Origin of the sequence: Pseudomonas morbosilactucae (assembly GCF_023241665.1) — a bacterium.
Lineage (GTDB): Bacteria > Pseudomonadota > Gammaproteobacteria > Pseudomonadales > Pseudomonadaceae > Aquipseudomonas > Aquipseudomonas morbosilactucae.
Map to the genome: position 1 here is coordinate 162,479 of NZ_JALQCX010000006.1, position 17,906 is coordinate 180,384.

The window sequence follows — 17,906 nt, forward strand, 5'->3', positions numbered from 1 at the left end:
AGGGTGATTACGTCGTATTACTTTGTCTGGCCGTCTGTGATGTAGCGTCTGAACAACGACCTTGCACCGTAGGCTGGCAAGATATTGAAAAACGCGAAACACACTTTGATGGCGATCTGCACATAAATCATGTTCAGGATATCGCTGTTTTGCATGGCGCCATAAAAAGCGATGTAGCAAAACAGGAAACTGTCGATGATGACCGCAAACAAAGTGCTCAAGAATATGCGGAGGAAAAGGAATCTGGAGTTGGTCAGCTCTTTTATCTTGCACAGCAGGTATGAGTTTATATTTTCAGAAACAAGAAAAGAGACCGAAGAGGCGACCAAGACAGAAGACACATGGAGGATCACGTCGTTATAAGGCGTATCGAGTTTCCAGCCCGGCAAACCGGGAAGAAACGTCGAGCCGTAGAGCAAGATGATAATCATGGCGTTACTTGCAAATGCAAATAAAATGGCCTTTCTTGCAAGCCTGAGTCCAAAGTTCTCGTTCAATAAGTCAACGATCAGAAAGGTCAAGGGATACAGAAAGGTGCCCGGAGTGATAATGATATCAAGCGACTCCAGGTAAATCGGTTTGGTCGCAGCAATGCTGGTGAAAATATAAAACGTAAATAGCAGCAGGTTCAGGATGATGTAAATCATCCATGAGTTTTCGTGGCGGTCGTTCAGGTCGTAAGCGGTCAGAGCGCCTCCCTGGGAATAAAACTTTTTATACAGATTCTTGATTTCCGCTTTATTCAAATTGTCCATTATTTCGCTGTTCAGTACTTCGCGTAGCTTGATTTTGATGACCTTGCCCGTGGCGATGACCATGATCACCGCCAGGTTTTTATTGTTTTCAAAACCCAGCAGTTTGTATTTGCTGTTCTCGAACTCGCCTTCATACGCTGTCATTGAATCGCTCCTCGATGATATCGCCCACTACACACATGCGATCAGAGTCGGAGCACGGCGTATTCATGATGATCAGTTTCTTCGTCAGTCTGTCGTAAGCCAGTTTTTCTCTGTCATCCGTCGACGAACCTTTTTGAACGATCAACAGATCACCAGGCTCATTCATATCGCTGATGTCGTTCTCCAGCAGTACTGCTATCAAGTTGCAGCAGGTGCCGAAGTAATAGGTCAATGGGTACAGCGTGGCCAGTTCACCAATCCGCCTGTCCATGTTGGCCATCAACAGGCTTTCCTTGATAATCGGGACGGCCGCGGGGTTCATGTTGCCTTGAGGAGAAATACTGCTCTCGATAATCTCTTTCTCTTCAAAGTCGACGGTTTCTATTTCTCCGTAGGACACACCGAAGAAGTCAGAGATTTTGCGAATAGTGGATTGCTGCACATTGGTAACTTTGCCTTCCAGAATGTTGTAGATGGTGGTTCTGGTCAGGCCACTGGCGTTGCATAAAGACAGTTGCGTTTCACCGCGACTTTTTATCAGGTATTTAATATTGCTCTTTAAATACGCTGTCCTTTCTCTTCTGTGCATAAAATGCTCACCACTTCCTTATAGTCATTACGCATTCAGTCGTTCATCACGAGGGTGCCGTGCATGGCATTCAGCTACTCAGGGCCGATAGCTCAAACATTGCGACAAGAGTTTGTCAGGCGTTTTCGTTGTGTTTAGCCACTCGCTGCTACTCCTTTAGCCAGCCGATATCCGTCCTGGGATATGTCGCTGTCGGTATGTTGGGCACTCAAATCGTGGGGAGGCCGATCCGGGGGGGCGCCGAGGCGGATAAGTGTTGCATGCGCCAGCCATGACAATAAAGCCCCAGGCACTGGTCTTCATGGTTTCGCTGGTGAAGGTTCAGCGACAACACAGGGTAAATGTTGCTCCGCTTCAAAGAAAAGCATCATTTAATTTGTGTTGTGTTTAATTTTTTGATTAATTCTGTTGCGCCTCATACAGGCTGAGCCAAGGCTCGGCTCAGCCTGATTTGCATCAACGAACGTGAAACCCAGGAAGCGTGCTGTCGTTCGTGGCACGCAAGACACAAGGACGGAACACAGAATAATGACCCCCCCTACTGAACCACTCAGGAACCAGGCCAACCTGCTGCGGCGTGGCTTGGCCGATCTGCAAGCAGAAGACCCCGAACTGGCAACGATCCTGGACGCTGAAGTGACGCGTCAACACGGCACGCTGTCACTGGTTTCATCTTCCTGCGCGGCCAGCCCCCGAACCCTGGCCGCCGCCGCCTCGGCGCTGGTCAATGTCACCGCGCAGGGCACTCCCGGCAGGCGCAATCACGCCGGTTGCGAGAACGTTGATCGGGTCGAGGCCCTGGCTGTCCGCCGGGCGCGAGAGTTGTTTGCTGCGCAATACGCGGGCGTGCAATCACACTCGGCCTCAAGCGCCAATTACCAGGTGCTGGGCGCCCTGCTAGAGCCTGGGGATACGGTTCTGGGCATGGCCCTCGATCATGGCGGGCACCTTAGCCATGGCAGCACTCTTGCGTTTACGGGAGCCAACTACAAGGCGATCCGCTACGGCACCACCTCTCAGGGCGTCATCGACTACGACGAAGTGCGCGAACTGGCGCTTGCCCATCGTCCGCGCATCATCATGTGCGGTGCGACGGCCTATTCGCGGGCCGTGGATTTCCAGCGCTTGCGTGGGATTGCCGATGAGGCAGGGGCGATCCTGCTCGCGGACATCTCCCACATCGCGGGGCTGGTGGCCACGGGGCGGCATCCGAGCCCTATCGATCTGGCGCACGTCACGATCACCTGCACCCACAAGCAACTCGCCGGGCCTCGCGGTGGCCTGATTCTTTCGGGGCGGGACGCCCACACCAAGGTGCCCGGCTTGCGGTCGACCTTCAGTCGCATCCTCGATCAAGCGGTATTTCCCGGAATGCAGGGGGCGCCGGCAGTCAACATGATTGCTGCCAAGGCCGCTGCCTTTGGGTACGCCCTGTCTCCGGCGTTCGATGCCGACATGGAGCGGGTGCGGACCATCGCGGATGAAATGGCCCGCGCGTTCATGGCGCAGGACTACGAGGTGGTGGGAGGGGGCACGGAGAACCACACGATTGTGCTGCGCTTGCGTGGCGGCATTACCGGTTCCGTTGCGCAGGCGGCATTGGAAGGGTGCGGCATCATCGTGGAAAAAAAGCGCGCACTCGGGGAAAACCGATCGTCGTTTGCCGCCAATGGCTTGTGCATCGGCACGGGCTCCCTGGCCCAGCGTCGTATCGATTCCCAGGGCTGCCGCCAGGTCGTCGAGCTGATTGCGCGGATCCTGGACCAGGTGATGTCCCAGAACGAGCCAAAGCACGGCCTGGAGCCCGCCTTGCAGGCGCAGTTCCGCCGAAAGACCGAGGCCTTGTGTGCGATGTACCCCATCGCGGATTACGGGGAGCGTTGAGGTGCGAGGCCGAGCCCCGACTTCGCAAGGAAGTTCGGGGTCGGTTGCTGCTCGCGGGGCTTACTGCTGGGCGGCGCTGTAGCCTTCGAAGGCAGTCTGCTGCTGGATCGCGGTGACGATGGCCTTGCGGGTGGCCGGCTGTTCATTGCCGTCCTTGTCGAAGAACACTTCGCTTTCCAGTTCCGCTTCGTCGCCTTCGCCGACAAAGGCAAAGCCGAGGAACTCGTAGGCTTCACGGTCCACGTTGGCCTTGGAGCGCGGGCGCATCGGCAGGGTGATGCTGATGCCGTCCTTGCTGATGGCAAACACTTCCATTTCTTTCTTCGGCCGTGCGGCCTTGCCCTTGCCGCCGCTTGGGTTGCTGATGGCCTGGTGGGTCTGGTTCAGCACTTTCAGCGCCAGGCCGTACACCAGTTCCTGGAAGGCCGGGTCGTCCTTGTAGCTGGACAGGATGCGGCTGATGGGGAACTGGCTGCTGAGGCTCTCCAGGGCGGCGATGTCCGAGGCTTCGGCGTCCTTGAGTTGTTTCAGCTGGCCCATGAGGTCATAGGCGGTGTCGTCGTCAAAACTGTCGTGGGCCTGGCGAATCGCGGCGCGCAGCTCGCGAATCTGCTCGCTTTCCTTGGTGCTGTGAAAGGCGTCGAGGACCATCTCGCTGATGGTCTTGGCCTGAGGCACGTGCTGGGAAAGGTTGATTGCGTTTTCGTACTCGGCCTTGTTCGACAGGGCGCTTACGGATGCATCGATGTTGGAGTCAGGCATTGAAAATCCACTGCTTCGTTTAACCAGGTGTAAGGCACGAAAAGCCCGGGGGCATTTTCGGGCCGCCTAATCTATTGGACGGGGACGGTGTTGTCACGGAGCAACAGGACAACCGGGGAAATGGATGATGGAGGGCCGCGCCGGGTCAAGGGGCCAGCATGCCCGACAGCCCCCATGGCGCAAGGCTTCAGTGGGCGCCCAGGCACTGCTCGATCACCGCCAGGAACGCCTCCACCAGCACGCTGCGTTCCCGGGCTCGGGTTAGCACCAACAAGGGCGCGACGGCGGCCTGATCGGCCACGGGGCGGTAGACCACGCCGGCCTTCGCCAGGGCCTGGGTGCATGCCGGCACCAGCGCCACGCCCTGGCCGGCGGCGACCAGGGCGATGATCGAGGTGATCTGCAAGCCACGGGGGCCAGTCTTCAGCGTCAGGCCCGCGCGCTGGAAGAGTGTTTCGATGGACTGGTTCAAGCCCGAGCCGTAGTCGGCAGGGTAGAGGATCAAGGGCCGTTCGCTGAGCTGGGCCAGGGTCAGTGGGCCGTGCCCGACCAAGGGGTCATCGGCAGGCAGCGCCGCCAACAGGGGTTCTGCTTCCAGGGTCAGTACCTGGACCTCGTTCTGCTCGCCAGGGGGCAGCAGGCGGCTGAGGCCGATGTCGATGCGGCCATCGAGAATCTGTGACCATTGGCCTGCCGAGGCGCCTTCCACCAGGCGCAATTGCACGTCCGGAAAGCGCTGGCCGAACACCTGCAATGCCTGGCTGAAACCGTCCGCCAGGGCGATCGAGCTGGCGTAGCCCAGGGTCAGCTGGCCGGCGGTTCCGGCGGCCAGCTTGTGGGCCATGTGGCTGGCCTGCTCGACCTGTTCCAGCACCGCCCGGGCGTAGGGCAGGAAGCAGCGCCCCTGGGCGGTGAGGGTCACGGCACGGCTGCTGCGGTCGAACAGGCGAAACCCCAGGTCGTGTTCCAGGGCCGAGATCTGCCGGGTCAGGGGCGGTTGCGCGAGGTGCAGCCGCTGGGCCGCGCGGCCAAAATGCAGCTCCTGGGCCACCATCAGAAAGTAACGCAAGCGGCGTAAGTCGAGCATGCTGATCCCTGTGGTATTGATCGGTCCGAATTCGGTATTGGTGATCCACAACCGCTGCATTCTATAAAGGCGCTTGGTCTTTCAACGAGTGGTTTTATGCGTCCCCGTGCCGGCTCTGCCCGCATCGCCCTGTTTCTCTGCGGCTGTGCGGCGTTTCTCAATCTGTACTCGACCCAGAGCATCCTCCAGGAATTTGTCAGCGGCTTTCAGGTGAGCATCCGTGAGGCCGGCTGGAGCATCACGGCCACCACGCTCGGGGTGGCGTTGGGCGCGCCCTTTGTCAGCCGAGTGTTTGGGCATCTGCCGCAGAGACAGGTGATTGCCGGTGCCGCCTTGGCCCTGGCCCTGCCGGCTCTGCTGGCGGCCCATGCCGGCAGTTTTGGCGAGCTGTTGTGGTGGCGTTTCGTAATTGGCTTGCTGATCCCCGTGGTGTTTGCCACCAGCGTGGCCTACATCGGCGAACGCTGGAGCGGTGGCAGCGTGACCGAAGTCACCAGCCTCTATGTGGCCGGGACGGTGTTGGGTGGGTTTGCCGGGCGCTTGATCACCGGGGTGATGACCGAGTACGCCGACTGGCACATGGCCTTTGAGCTGTTGGCCGGCCTGAGTCTGCTCCTGAGCCTGGGAATTTACGGGCTGCTGCCGGCCAATCCACCCCGAGCGCTGCCAGCGCCAGTGGCGCCGCGAGCCGCTGCCCGAGAACTGCGCAGCCCACCCTTGCTGGCGGCCTATGGCGTAGGTTTCTGCGTGCTGTTCTCGCAAGTCGCGACCTTCACCTACGCGGGCCTGTACCTCAGCCAGGCGCCCTTTGAGCTGGGCACGGCAGCGCTGGGATCGATCTACACCGTGTTCCTCCTGGCCCTGGTGGTGATCCCCATCGCCGGGCGCTTGAGCAAGGCCCGGCCGCAGTCGCAGTTATTGCGGCTGGCGGCCTTGCTCGGGGTCAGCGGTTCGCTGCTGACCTTGCTGCCCTCGTTGTGGTTGATTGTGCTCGGCCTGGCCTTGAGTTCCACCGGGGTCTTCCTTGCCCAAGCCGCCGCCAGCGCGTTCACCACCGCCACCGCCCGCCACAACAAGGCCGGCGCCGTGGGGGTTTACCTGACCTGCTATTACCTGGGGGGCAGTGTCGGTGCGGTGCTGCCGGCCGTGCTCTGGAACCACTGGGGCTGGCCAGGTTGCGTGGCGCTGATCATCGGCTTCCAGTTGCTCTCGCTGCTGCTGGCCCTGCTCGGTTGGAAGCCCTCGGCCCCGCCAGCGCCAGGCGCTGGCTGAGACGGGGGCGCTGCCAACGCTCCGAGTTACAGCGCCTGGAGATCCCTGAGCCCGGCCTCCAGATCGGCCCGCAGCTCACTGCCGTGCCGGGCGATGAACACCAATTGCGCGGCCTGTTCCATGGGTTGGCCGGTGGCCAGGCTGAACTGGCTGCGGCTGCCCACGTGTTGCAGCCAGTAGGGTTGTTCGTTGCCTTCCAGGCGTACCAGGCCTTTGAGGCGCAGCAGCTCCGGTGGCAATTGCGCCAGCCAGTCGCGCAGGGCCTTGGCCGGCAGCGGCCGGTTGCCGGTCCAGACCCAGCTTTCGAACAACTGGTCGTGGGTCTGGGGCAGGGCCCGGAACAAGACCTCGCTGGAGCGCTCCGGTGCCGACAGCAACACGTCGTCGGGCCATTGCGCTTGCACGGTCTCGAACACCTGGGCGCCGCGCCCCATGCCGCCACGGATGCTCTGCAACTGTTCCGGGCTGACCAGGTCGGCCTTGTTCAGCAGGACCCAATCGGCGCACGCCACCTGGGCCCGGGACAAGCGAGCGAATTCGCCTTCCAGCTGGCTGTAGCCGCTGGCGTCCACCAGGGTCACCACGGCGTCCAGGTGCAGGCGACCGCGCAGTTGCGGGTAGCCGATGGTTTGCACGATGCGCTGCGGGTCGGACACGCCGCTGCACTCGATGACGATGCGTTCCAGGGCCGGACGCAGTTTCGACAGGCTCACCAGTTGCGCCAGCAAGTCTTCCTGCACAGTGCAGCAGATGCAGCCGTTCTGCAGGCTGTACACCGCGTCGGTGACCTCGGCGATGATCGCCGCATCGATGTTCAGCTCGCCGAAATCGTTGACGATCACCGCCATGCGCCCGGCATCGGCGCGTTGCACCATGCGGTTGAGCAGGGTGGTCTTGCCGGCGCCGAGAAAGCCGGCGACCACGGTGACCGGAATGCTGTTCGGGCTGCTCATGATGGCGTGCTCTCGATCACTGGCGGTTCGCCTTGCCACACCGCTTGCAACGGTGTGTCGGCAAAGCTGCCCTGGCGGTCATAGACCAGTTGCCCTTCGATAAAGGTCAGCTCCACCTGGGTGCGGTGGATAAAGTTGCGCGGCTCTTGGGCGAACAGGTCACGGTCGAGGACGATCAGATCCGCCGACTTACCGGCTTGCAGGCTGCCGGTCAGGTGCTCCAGGCCCATGGCGTGGGCACCGTTGAGGGTCGCCACTTGCAGGGCCTGCTCCAGGCTGATGGGCTCGCCGAAGGTCTCGGGTTCCTGGTTCCACGGGTTCTGCCGGGTGACCATGGTTTCCAGGGCCAGCCAGGGGTCGATGGACGCCACCGGCCAGTCGGTGCCCATCACCGCAATGCCACCGGCGGCCAGCACACCCTTGAAGTCGTAGATGCGTTTCAGGCGTTCCTGGCCGTAGCCGGAGCGTGCGCCGCTGGCGAAGGGCGTCGGGTACCAGGCCGCCGGGGAAAACTCGGCGATGACGTTGAGTTCCTGGAAACGCTTGAGGTTGCCCGGGTGCAGCAGGGTGCTGTGGGCGCACTGATGGCGGATGCCGCTGTAGCCGTTGCGCCGCCGGGCCTCGGCCACGGCGTCGAGGAACACATCGGAGGCGCCGTCGCCGGTGCAGTGGGCAATCACCCGCAGGCCGCGCTTGTCCATGTCCACCACCATGTCGGTGATGTGCTCCGGGGTCAGGTTGAGCTTGCCGCGCCAGCTCGATTCTTGTGGCCAGGGCGTCAACAGGTACGAGGACTTGGGTTCCACGGTGCCGTCGAAGTGGAATTTCACCGCGTTGGCGTTCAAGCGCGAACTGCGATAGAAATGTCGCTCGCCACTCAGCAGTTCCCAGCGTCGGCGCACCGGGAAGATGTCGTCCTGCCAACTGATGGCCGCCTCGACCCGCAAGGTCAGTTCGCCGGCATCGTCCAGTTCCTTGAGAGCTTGCAGGCGGTTTTCACAGACGTGCACGTACTTGGTGGCAGTCACCCCGCGGGACGTCTGGAAGTGCACGCCATCGCGGTAGGCACGGCGCAGCACCGCCACAGGCGTCGGCGGCATGGCGGCATGGATCAGCGCGTAGGCGCCGTCAATCATCAGGCCGTTGGGCTCGCCGGTCAGTTCGTCACGCTCCAGGTAACCGTTGCGCGGGTCACTGGTGTGGCGGTCGATGCCCGCCAGTTCCAGGGCCTTGGAGTTGACCATCATGGTCCCCCACATGCGGTCCAGCAGGGCCACCGGACGGTCCGGCATGACGCTGTCGAGCCAGTCGCGGCCTGGGGTCAGGCCGGCTTCGCGGAAGGTGTAGCGCACCCAGTACTGACCATAAATCCAGCCGTCCCCCGGGTGGCTGTCGGCGTAGGCGTGGATCGCCGCCGCCAGCTGTTCCGGGGTCGGGTCTTCGATGCCCACGTCCAGGTCGTCGGCGTAGCGCGGTGCCAGGGCCAGGTCCGGGTGGGTGTGCATGTCGTGCAGCCCGGGCATGCAAAAGGCCCCGTGCAAATCCAGTTCGTGGGTGTTGGGGCCGATCAGCGAGGCGAGGGATTGGCGGCTGCCCACGGCCAGCAAACGGCCATTGCGGATCGCCACGGCCTCGGCCCAGGGTTGCGCCGGGTCCAGGGTGTAGAAGCGGCCGTTGTGCAGCACCCGTTCAGCGTACTGATCCAGGGCACTGTGGGTGGAGGTGAATTGGTCGGAAGCAGTCACTGGGGTCAACCTCTCAAGCAGGGGTGCCCTTCAAAAGGGGGCGAAAAAGTCAGGCGCAACAGTATTTTTATAAGGGGTCGGGGTGCGACCGTGGAGGGAGCGGGCTCCCTCGCGATTGAATCAGCGTGGGGCGCCGAGGCCCTCGACAAAGGCGGCGATGCGCTGGCAGGCGTCCTTGAGCACTTCGTCGGCGACGGTGAAGGAGATCCGCACAAAACCCTGGGCGCTGCTGCCAAACGCCTGGGCGTCGAGCACCGAAACTCCGGTGGCGCGGAACAGTTGCCAGGCGAAGTCCATGCTCGACAAGCCGGTACGGCGTACGTCCACCAGCATGAACATCCCGGCTTCAGGCTCCCGGCAGTCCAGCAGCGCCACCTGTTTCAGGCCTGCCACCACCAGGTCGCGGCGCCGGCGGTAGATCCGGCGAGCCTCGCTGACCACCTCTTCATCCAGTTCCAGGGCCTTGAGCGCGGCTTCCTGAACAAACCCCGGCAGGCCGTAGAGCATGCACAACAGTAGGTTGTCCAGGTGCCCGACCAGGGCTGGCGGCGCAACGACCCAGCCGACGCGCCAGCCGGTCATGGCGTGGGTTTTCGACAGGCTGTTGAGGACCACGGTGCGCTCGGCCATGCCCGGCAACGAGGCGATGCTCAGGTGCGGCCGGTCGTAGGTCAGCTGGCCATAGACTTCATCGGAGATCACCCACAGGTCGTGCTTGAGTGCGACTGCCGCCACCGCTTCCAGCTCTTCACGGCTGTAGACGTTGCCGGTGGGGTTGCACGGCGTGGCCAGGGCGATGCCCCGGGTCTTGTCGCTCAAGGCCGCTTCCAGGGCGTCGGCGGTCAGGCGAAAGCCCCCGGCGGCGGGTTGTTCGACACAGGCGATACGCGCCCCTGACGCATGGATGCAGGCCTCGTAGGTCAGGTACATCGGCTCTGGCACCAGCACTTCATCGCCCTGGTCGAACAGGCACAACGAGGTGGCGAACAGACCGTTTTGCGCACCGGCCACCAGGGCCACGTTGTCGGCCGTGACGGGCAGCCCCAGCAGCGCGCTCTGCTTGGCGGCGATGGCTTCACGCAGCAACGGCCGGCCCAGCACGTGGGTGTAGTGGGTGTCGCCTTGCTCCAGGGCCGCGGTGGCCGCAGCGCTGATGCGGCTGTCGGTGGCGAAGTCCGGGTCACCGACACTGAGGACGATCACATCCTCGCCGCGCCCGCGGGCGTCGATGGCGGCGTAGTGGATATCCCAGGCGCTGACGGATTCGCCGCTGATGCGCTGGACAAAAGGTGAGTAACGCATGTGTGCTCCTCACGGGCGTCAGGGCCCGCGTCGCTAAGTAAAGTCAGGCCTGGCGCTGTGGAACCTGGCCCAGGCGTGCACAAAGTTTTTCGATGACAAAGGCCAGGACGATGTAGATCAGGGCCACGGCCAGCAAGGGTTCATAGACGTTCAAGGTTTGCGCCCGCACCAGGTTGGCGGCGCCCAGCAGGTCGGTCACGGCCACGGTGGACGCCAGGGCGGTGGCCTTGAGCAGCAGCACGCATTCGCCCACCAGGGTCGGGCGCACCAGCTCCAGGGCGCGGGGCAGCCAGACTCGGCGCAGCACCAGCCAGCGGCCCATGCCGTAGGCGCGGGCGGCTTCCAGCTCGCCTCGGGGCACCGCCCGCAGGCCGCCGCGCAGCACTTCGCCAACGTAGGCGCCGACGCTCAGGGTCAGCGCCAGGGCCACGTACCAGAAGCCTTCGCGCAGGTAAGGCCAGAGCATGCTGCCGCGAATCGGCGGGTAGGCGGCGAACAGGCTGCCCACCCCGTAGTAAAGGATGTAGATCTGCACCAGCAACGGGGTGCCGCGAAACACGCTGATGTAGAAGCGCAACGGCGCGCTGATCAACGGGTTGTGGGACATGCGCCCAAGCCCCACCAGCACCGCCAGGGCAAACCCGCAAAGGCCACTCAGGGCCAGGAGCTTGAGGGTGATGCCCAGGCCGTGGACCAGCTCGCCGGCAAAACCGTGAATCCAGGAAAAATCCATCACAGCCTCCTAGTGCTGGGGCAGCCAGCGATTGGTGCGACGCTCGAGGAGACGAAACACGCCGCCGGAGACCAGGGTGATGACGAAGTAGAAGGCCGCCACCGCCAGGTAGAACACCAGGTAATGCTTGGTGGAGCCGGCAGCCTGCTTGCCCACCGAGAGCAGTTCGCTGTAACCGACGATGCTGATCAGCGCGCTGTCCTTGACCAGCACCAGCCACAGGTTGGTCAGGCCGGCCATGGCGTAGGGCAGCATGCTCGGCAGCAGGATGCGCCGCAGCAGCAACCAGCGTTCGATGCCGTAGGCGCGGGCGGCCTCGATCTGGCCGTAGGGAATGGCCAGGATCGCGCCCCGGATGATCTCCGCCGAATAGGCGCCCTGGACAATGCCCAGCACCAGCACCGCGGCGATAAAACCGTTGACCGTGACGCTGGGCTGGCCCATGGCGGCCATCGCCAGGTTCAACAGGTCGGTGCCGGCGTAGTAGAGCAGCAGGATCAGCAGCAGCTCCGGCATCGCCCGGTACAGGGTGGTGTAGACGTTGGCCAGGTTCACCAGCCAACGCGGGCCCTTGAGCTTGATCATCGCCACCAGCAGGCCGATGCCCAGGCCGAGGACGAAGGCGCCGGCGGAAATCTGCAGCGACACCAGGGCGCCCTGGGCCAGGGCACCGAGCCAGCCATCGGCGATAAACAGTTGGGAAAGGTCGGACAAAGCGATCATGAGCTATCCAGTCACGGCCAGGAGCCCGCCGCAGCGGGCTCGCCGGGTGCCTCAGTTGGCGGAGATGTCGACGCTGAAATAGCGGCTGCGGATCTGGTCGTAGGTGCCGTCGGCCTTGAGGGCGGCCAGGGCCGTGTTGATCCGCTGTTGCAGGGCGCTGTCACCCTTGCGCATGGCCGCGCCGATGCCCGAGCCGAACAGCGGGTCCTTGGGCGCCAGGCCCTTGTCTGCCAGGCCCGCACCGGCGGCTGACTTGAGGATGGGTTCGATGGTCAGGGCGTCGGCGAGCATCACGTCGATCCGGCCGCTTTGCAGGTCGGCGATCATGTCGTCCTGGGTGGCGTAGTAGCGCAGGGTCGAGCCCTTGGCGTAGTAGGCCTTGGCGAAGGTGGCGTTGGAGGTAGAACCCTGCACGCCGATCAGCTTGCCCTTGAGCCCTTCGGGGGTGGTGACCAGTTCCAGGCTTTTATCGGCGACCCACATGGCCGGGGTCTGGTAGTAAGGCTCGGAGAAATCGATGACCTTCTGCCGCTCCTCGGTGATGCTCAGGGAGTTGAGGATGACGTCGATCTGGCTCGATTGCAGGGCCGGGATCAAACCGTCCCACGCCACTTCCTTGAGTGGGCACTGGGCCTGCATACGCTCGCACAGGGCTTTAATCAGTTCCGGCTCGAAGCCGCTCCAGTCACCGTTGCCGCTCTTCATGGAAAACGGCGGGTAGGGTTCCAGGGCAATGCCGAAGACAATCTTGTCGGCGGCCATGGCGTGGCTGGCCAGGGCGCTGAACAGGCAACCGGTGGCGAGGACCTTGAGCAGGTTTTTCATGGTTTTTACCCTTTATCGAAGTTGTTGTTATCAAGGCGTACGGCGGCGTTTCAGACCCGGTTGTCCTGGGCCATGACAAATTGCCGGCAGCGTTCGCTGTTGGGGTTGAGAAACACCTGTTGCGGCGGGCCTTCTTCTTCCACCAGGCCCTGGTGGAGGAACATCACTTTGCTGGAGACGTCCCGGGCAAAGGCCATTTCGTGGGTCACCAGGATCATGGTGCGGCCCTCCTCGGCAATGCCCTGGATGACCTTGAGCACTTCGCCCACCAGTTCCGGGTCCAGGGCCGAAGTCGGCTCGTCCATCAGCAAGACTTGCGGGCGCATGGCCAGGGCCCGGGCAATGGCCACGCGTTGTTGCTGGCCGCCAGAGAGGAAGGATGGAAAGGCGTGGCGCTTGTCGGCCAGGCCGACTTTTTCCAGCAGGTGTTCGGCGTGGGCGATGGCGTCCTTGCGGTCTTCCCCAAGCACGTAGACCGGGGCCTCGATGACGTTTTCCAGGACGCTGCGATGGGGCCACAGGTTGAAGCTCTGGAACACCATGCTCAATTGGGTGCGCAGGCGTGCGACCTGGGCCGGGTCGGCCACCCGTGGGTTACCGGCGCGGTCGTGCTTGAGGCGGACCTCTTCGCCATTGATGCGCAAGCTGCCGCTGCAGGGAATTTCCAACAGGTTGATGCAGCGCAGCAGGGTGCTTTTGCCCGAGCCGCTGGAGCCGATCAGCGACACCACTTCACCTTCATTGGCGCGCAGGTCGATGCCCTTGAGCACATGGTGATCGGCGTAGCTCTTGTGCAGAGCGTCGATCGCCACCACGGGATTGACGGAATTGGGCTGCGATTGCAAGGCTCGACCCTCTTGTTATTGTGCGATGGCCGGGGGGAGCTGGCCGGGGACAGGGCTTGAGAATTAGCCATGGCGGGCGAGGGGTCAATCGAGGTTTTTTAGCCGGACCCGGTAATTTTTTTCAGCAATCAGGCCCGTGATCAAAAAATCCCCAGGCTTTGTCCGGGGGCCGATTGCGGCTATCGTGCGGGCCTGGTTTCCGGCTATTCGAGGTTTGATCGGTGATGCGTTATCCCTCCATGACAGCGTTGCGTGCACTGGATGCAGTGGCGCGCCTGGGCAGCGTGGCCGAGGCCGCCGACGAGCTGAACCTCACCCCCAGCGCCATCAGCCACCAGATCAAGAGCCTGGAGCAGACCCTGGGGTTCGCCCTGACCGAACGCCAGGGCCGGAGCATCCGCATCACCTACCAGGGCGAGCGCTACGCCCGGGACATTCACCTGTTGCTGGCCAATATCCTCGAAGCCGGCCAGCGCTCCGATGGCCAGCAAGTCAGCGGCCGGCTGTGCATCAGCAGCCCGGCGGGCTTCGCCACCTATTGGTTGTGCACCCACATTGCCGAGTTCCAGGCGCTGTACCCGCAGATCGAGTTGCAACTGATATCGCCGCGTACCCCCGGAGACACCAGCGACAGCAGCGCCGACCTGTTCGTTGCCTACGGCATGGGCGACTGGCCCAACCAGCACGTGCAGAAGATCGTTTCCCTGCGCTATTTCCCGGTGTGCAGCCCGCGGCTGGTGAACGCCATGGGCGGCCTTAACAGCCTGGAAGCCCTGGACAGCGCGTTGCTCCTGCACATGCTCGACTATTCCGATTGGCGGGTCTGGCTGGCGGCGGCCGGGGCGCCCAATGTCGAGGTCCGTCGCGGCATCGTGTTCGCCGATGCGCACTTCGTGCAGTCGGCCTGCATTGCCGGCCAGGGCATCGCCATGGGCGACAACCTGATCAGTGGCGACGCCCTGGCCAAGGGGCTGCTGGTGCAGCCCTTTGAAACCGCCATCGAATCCAATCGCGGCTACTACCTGGTGGCCGATCAGCTCAAGGCCGAGCGCCCGGTGGTGCAGGCCTTCAGTGAGTGGGTCAAATCCCAGTTGCATGGCATCACCCGCTTGTACCCGGAACCTCGGCGTGGCGGCAAAGCGTGAATTTTATTGCGCAGTCGTGCGGATTTTTTTCGATTGTTCGGTGCTGCGTCTAACGACTAAGGTCCCTTGAAAGTCGTCGAACCCAGGCTGGCGTTCGACCCACAAGAACAAGAGGATTCGTCGATGATCAGCTGTGCCCAGTCCCTGGTTCGTTTGCTCGAAGGTTATGGCGTAGACACCGTGTTCGGGATTCCCGGGGTGCACACCGTCGAGTTGTATCGCGGCCTGCACGGCAGCCGTTTGCGCCATGTGAGCCCGCGGCACGAGCAGGGCGCGGGTTTTATGGCCGACGGTTATGCCCGGGCCAGCGGCAAGCCCGGGGTGTGTTTCATCATCACCGGCCCAGGGATGAGCAACATCCTCACGGCCATGGGCCAGGCGTACGCCGACTCGGTGCCGATGCTGGTGATCTCCACCACCAACCGCCGCGAGCAATTGCACCTGGGTCACGGCCACCTGCATGAACTGCCGGACCAGCGGGCCATGGTCGCCGGGGTCTGCGCCTTCAGCCATACCCTGCAAAGCCCGGCGCAACTGCCCGAGTTACTGGCCCGGGCCTTTGCCGTGTTCAAGTGCGCGCGGCCACGCCCGGTGCACATTGAAATCCCCCTGGACGTGCTGGACATGCCCGCCGACCAACTCAACCTGATGCCCCGCAGCCTGCCCGGAGCCCCGGCCCCGGCGGCGGCTTCGATCCAGGCGGCAGTGGAGTTGCTCAATGGCGCCCATCGGCCATTGATTCTTGCCGGCGGCGCGCCCGGGGTTGCGCCAAGGCGTTGCGGCAACTGGCCGAGCGCTTGCAGGCACCGGTGGCCCTGACCACCAACGCCCGAGGCCTGTTGCCGGTGGATCACCCGTTGCTGCTGGACGGGGTGCAGTCGTCGGCCCATGGCCGGGCGCTGTTCGACGAGGCCGATGTGGTGCTCGCCGTGGGCACCGAGCTGGGGGAAACCGACTACGACTTCTTTGGCTTGGGCCCGTTGCAGTTCAAGGCGTCGCTGATCCGCCTGGACATCGACCCGATGCAGGTCATGGGCCTGCAACGGGCCCATGTCGGCCTGGTGGGCGATGCCCGGGAAGGCTTGCAGGCGCTATTGGCCCAAGTGGCGACGCCGAACGCGCGGGGGCGCTGGGCGGTGGACAGCGTGCAGCGGGTCAACCAGGCGGAACGCAGCGGCTGGAGCGCCAGGCAACAGGGCCTGCAAGGCTTGCTCGACCTGCTGCGCGACAGCCTGGGGGCGCCGATTCTGGTGGGGGACTCGACCCAGCCGGTGTACCAGGGCGCCAGCGGTTACCAGGCGCCGACGCCGGCCAGTTGGTTCAATGCCGGCAGCGGCTACGGCACCCTGGGCTACGGCTTGCCTGCGGCCATGGGGGCCAAGCTGGCGCGGCCGGACAGCCCAGTGGTGGCCCTGGTCGGGGACGGTGGCCTGCAGTTCACCTGCGCCGAGTTGATCGCCGCCCGGGAAGCCGAGATCGGCGTGATCCTGCTGGTGTGGAACAACCAGTGCTACGGCGAAATCCGTGACTACATGCAGGCGCGGGACATTGTGCCGCTGGGCGTGGAAATCCTCACTCCGGACTTCAAGGCCATGGCCGCCAGCTTCCATGTGCCTTACTACAGCGCCCGCAACCCGGGGCAACTTCAGGAGCTGTTGCAGGCCCTGGGCGATACCCGTCAGCCGGTGATGATCGAGGTGAATGCCGAGGCCTATCTGGCGGATGCATGAACCCCGGGCGTCCTCGACGGGCCAGGTGAGCTACATTGTCCTCGCCCCAAGGCAACCCTTCTTGCCGTCGAGGATTCATGGATGACCTGTATTTTTTGCCAGATTGTCGCCGGCACCTTGCCGGCGGCCCTGGTGTACCGCGATGAACACTGCATGGCCTTCATGGACGTGCACCCCCTGGGCGAAGGCCACCTGTTGCTGATCCCGCTGTTGCATGTGGAGAAGCTCGAACAGTTGCCGACCTTTGTGCGTCAACACCTGTACCAAGTCTTCGACGGCCTGCTGGCGGCTCAGCGCCGTGCCGGTTTTGGCGTGGAGGGCACCCACCTGATCGTCAACGATGGCAAGGCCACCAACCAGCACATCGCCCATGCCCATTTACACCTGGTGCCTCGTCGCGCTGGCGATGGGCTGAGGTTTGCCCTAGGCATGGTGCTGCACATCAGCGGGCTGTTCGGACGGCGGAAAAAACCTGAAATGCTGCAACAGCAGGCGACACGCATCGCCCAGCACATCGGGGTGATTTGGCCGGGTTGAGGCCTGGGCCCGTGCAGATTGCTGTATGTTCCAGCGCCACGTGTTGTTCACCCGACAGAGGATTCCCAGGCATGGAGCGGCCCAGCGCCTTACAGATCGAAGCGGCTGAAAGCCAATACTTGCGTGCCCGGGTGGCGGGGCTGGCCGCGTTGCCGGGCAACCCTTACCAGGCCGTGCTGAGTAGCGGCGACGACGCTTTGGCCTTTGCCGTCGCGGCCAGTGGCAGCCCGATGTTGAACCGTGTCTGCGGCGACAGTACGGCGGACCCGCAAGGGCTTGCCCGACAGTTGCAGGCCTTCGAGCGCTACAACCCGGCGCTGGCTGTGGTGGGCCGCTCGCGGCAGATGCCGGCCACCCTGAACCTGGCGGGGCTGACACTGGCCAAGCTCAGGGGCTGGACCCATTTGCAATTGGCCTGCTCCCTGGAGGCCGTTCACCAGGCACCGCCAGACGTGGAGATCCAGCCGGTGACGGCGGCGACGCTCGCTGCTTTTGCCGCCTTGCACGCGGAGGGGTTTCATCGCGACCCGGCTGTGCGCGCGGTGAATGAGGCGTCGTTCAGTGGGCTGCTAGAGGACCCGCGCGCGCGGCTCTCTCTGCTCTACGCCGAAGGCCAGCCCGTGGCCGGTGCCGCCTTGTTCTGCGCCAGCAATGGCGTGGCCTACCTGGGCACCGCGTTCACCAGCCGGGCCGCTCGGGGCCAGGGGTTTCACCAGGCCCTGATTGGCCATCGCCTGGCCCAGGCCCGGGAGCGGGGTTGCCTGTGGGCGGCGGCCACGGCGCTGCCGACCTCGAAAAGCCGGCGCAACCTGGAACGCTGTGGTTTGCATTTGTCCCACGTGCAGGCGTTGTATGGGCGGGTTGCCGAGGCGTGA

General features: G+C 63.3%; 16 protein-coding genes and 1 pseudogene. 6 read left to right on the forward strand and 11 right to left on the reverse strand.

All coding sequences use genetic code 11. The features are described from left to right. Window positions 1-17: 17 nt before the first annotated feature. Window positions 18-899, reverse strand: coding sequence for a queuosine precursor transporter (locus M1B35_RS04215; protein WP_123337666.1), 882 nt, complete (start codon window positions 897-899; stop codon window positions 18-20). Next, entirely contained in the window at window positions 886-1,488 is a 603-nt protein-coding gene (locus M1B35_RS04220; protein ID WP_268261293.1) for a helix-turn-helix transcriptional regulator, read from the reverse strand. Before M1B35_RS04220 ends, M1B35_RS04215 begins: the two co-directional genes overlap by 14 nt. A gap of 528 nt (window positions 1,489-2,016) precedes the next feature. Here M1B35_RS04220 and M1B35_RS04225 point away from each other — a divergent pair. Continuing rightward, a complete protein-coding gene (locus M1B35_RS04225; RefSeq protein ID WP_268261294.1) occupies window positions 2,017-3,372 on the forward strand; it encodes a serine hydroxymethyltransferase in 1,356 nt (451 codons plus the stop codon). 60 nt (window positions 3,373-3,432) lie between these two features. On the opposite strand, the gene M1B35_RS04230 is transcribed toward M1B35_RS04225, so the two are convergent. Together M1B35_RS04230 and M1B35_RS04235 are read right to left on the reverse strand one after the other, a co-directional pair. Next, entirely contained in the window at window positions 3,433-4,134 is a 702-nt protein-coding gene (locus M1B35_RS04230) for a hypothetical protein (protein WP_268261295.1), read from the reverse strand. 187 nt (window positions 4,135-4,321) lie between these two features. Then, a complete protein-coding gene (locus M1B35_RS04235; protein WP_268261296.1) occupies window positions 4,322-5,221 on the reverse strand; it encodes a LysR family transcriptional regulator in 900 nt (299 codons plus the stop codon). 96 nt (window positions 5,222-5,317) lie between these two features. Between M1B35_RS04235 and M1B35_RS04240 the strand changes: the two genes are divergently transcribed. Further along, window positions 5,318-6,493 carry an MFS transporter gene (locus tag M1B35_RS04240; protein WP_268261297.1) on the forward strand — a complete coding sequence of 392 codons (1,176 nt, stop codon included), beginning with the start codon at window positions 5,318-5,320 and terminating at the stop codon, window positions 6,491-6,493. Between the two features lie 26 nt (window positions 6,494-6,519). On the opposite strand, the gene M1B35_RS04245 is transcribed toward M1B35_RS04240, so the two are convergent. The 7 genes from M1B35_RS04245 to M1B35_RS04275 form a co-directional block, all read right to left on the reverse strand. Next, entirely contained in the window at window positions 6,520-7,446 is a 927-nt protein-coding gene (locus tag M1B35_RS04245) for a CobW family GTP-binding protein (protein ID WP_268261298.1), read from the reverse strand. Then, window positions 7,443-9,191 carry an amidohydrolase gene (locus M1B35_RS04250; RefSeq protein WP_268261299.1) on the reverse strand — a complete coding sequence of 583 codons (1,749 nt, stop codon included), beginning with the start codon at window positions 9,189-9,191 and terminating at the stop codon, window positions 7,443-7,445. The genes M1B35_RS04245 and M1B35_RS04250 overlap by 4 nt, the downstream gene beginning before the upstream one ends. Window positions 9,192-9,311: 120 nt before the next feature. Beyond that, entirely contained in the window at window positions 9,312-10,493 is a 1,182-nt protein-coding gene (locus M1B35_RS04255) for a pyridoxal phosphate-dependent aminotransferase (protein ID WP_268261300.1), read from the reverse strand. Between the two features lie 43 nt (window positions 10,494-10,536). After that, window positions 10,537-11,226 carry an ABC transporter permease gene (locus tag M1B35_RS04260; RefSeq protein WP_123337642.1) on the reverse strand — a complete coding sequence of 230 codons (690 nt, stop codon included), beginning with the start codon at window positions 11,224-11,226 and terminating at the stop codon, window positions 10,537-10,539. A gap of 9 nt (window positions 11,227-11,235) precedes the next feature. After that, window positions 11,236-11,949, reverse strand: a complete 714-nt coding sequence (locus tag M1B35_RS04265; RefSeq protein WP_123337640.1) for an ABC transporter permease — start codon at window positions 11,947-11,949, stop codon at window positions 11,236-11,238. A 51-nt stretch (window positions 11,950-12,000) separates the two neighbouring features. Next, a complete protein-coding gene (locus M1B35_RS04270; RefSeq protein WP_268261301.1) occupies window positions 12,001-12,774 on the reverse strand; it encodes a transporter substrate-binding domain-containing protein in 774 nt (257 codons plus the stop codon). 50 nt (window positions 12,775-12,824) lie between these two features. Beyond that, window positions 12,825-13,619 (reverse strand): ABC transporter ATP-binding protein, encoded by a 795-nt coding sequence (locus M1B35_RS04275; RefSeq protein ID WP_123337636.1) that lies wholly within the window; start codon window positions 13,617-13,619, stop codon window positions 12,825-12,827. A gap of 224 nt (window positions 13,620-13,843) precedes the next feature. Here M1B35_RS04275 and M1B35_RS04280 point away from each other — a divergent pair, with 224 nt between their 5' ends. The 4 genes and pseudogenes from M1B35_RS04280 to M1B35_RS04295 all read left to right on the forward strand — a co-directional run bounded on the left by M1B35_RS04280 (window position 13,844) and on the right by M1B35_RS04295 (window position 17,906). After that, a complete protein-coding gene (locus tag M1B35_RS04280; protein WP_268261302.1) occupies window positions 13,844-14,764 on the forward strand; it encodes a LysR substrate-binding domain-containing protein in 921 nt (306 codons plus the stop codon). A gap of 123 nt (window positions 14,765-14,887) precedes the next feature. Further along, window positions 14,888-16,494: pseudogene (locus M1B35_RS04285) on the forward strand (5-guanidino-2-oxopentanoate decarboxylase). Window positions 16,495-16,575: 81 nt separating this feature from the next. Then, a complete protein-coding gene (locus tag M1B35_RS04290) occupies window positions 16,576-17,031 on the forward strand; it encodes an HIT family protein (RefSeq protein ID WP_123337630.1) in 456 nt (151 codons plus the stop codon). Between the two features lie 71 nt (window positions 17,032-17,102). Continuing rightward, the gene (locus M1B35_RS04295; RefSeq protein ID WP_268261303.1) at window positions 17,103-17,906 is read left to right on the forward strand and encodes a GNAT family N-acetyltransferase; all 804 of its coding nucleotides are present in this window, start codon (window positions 17,103-17,105) and stop codon (window positions 17,904-17,906) included.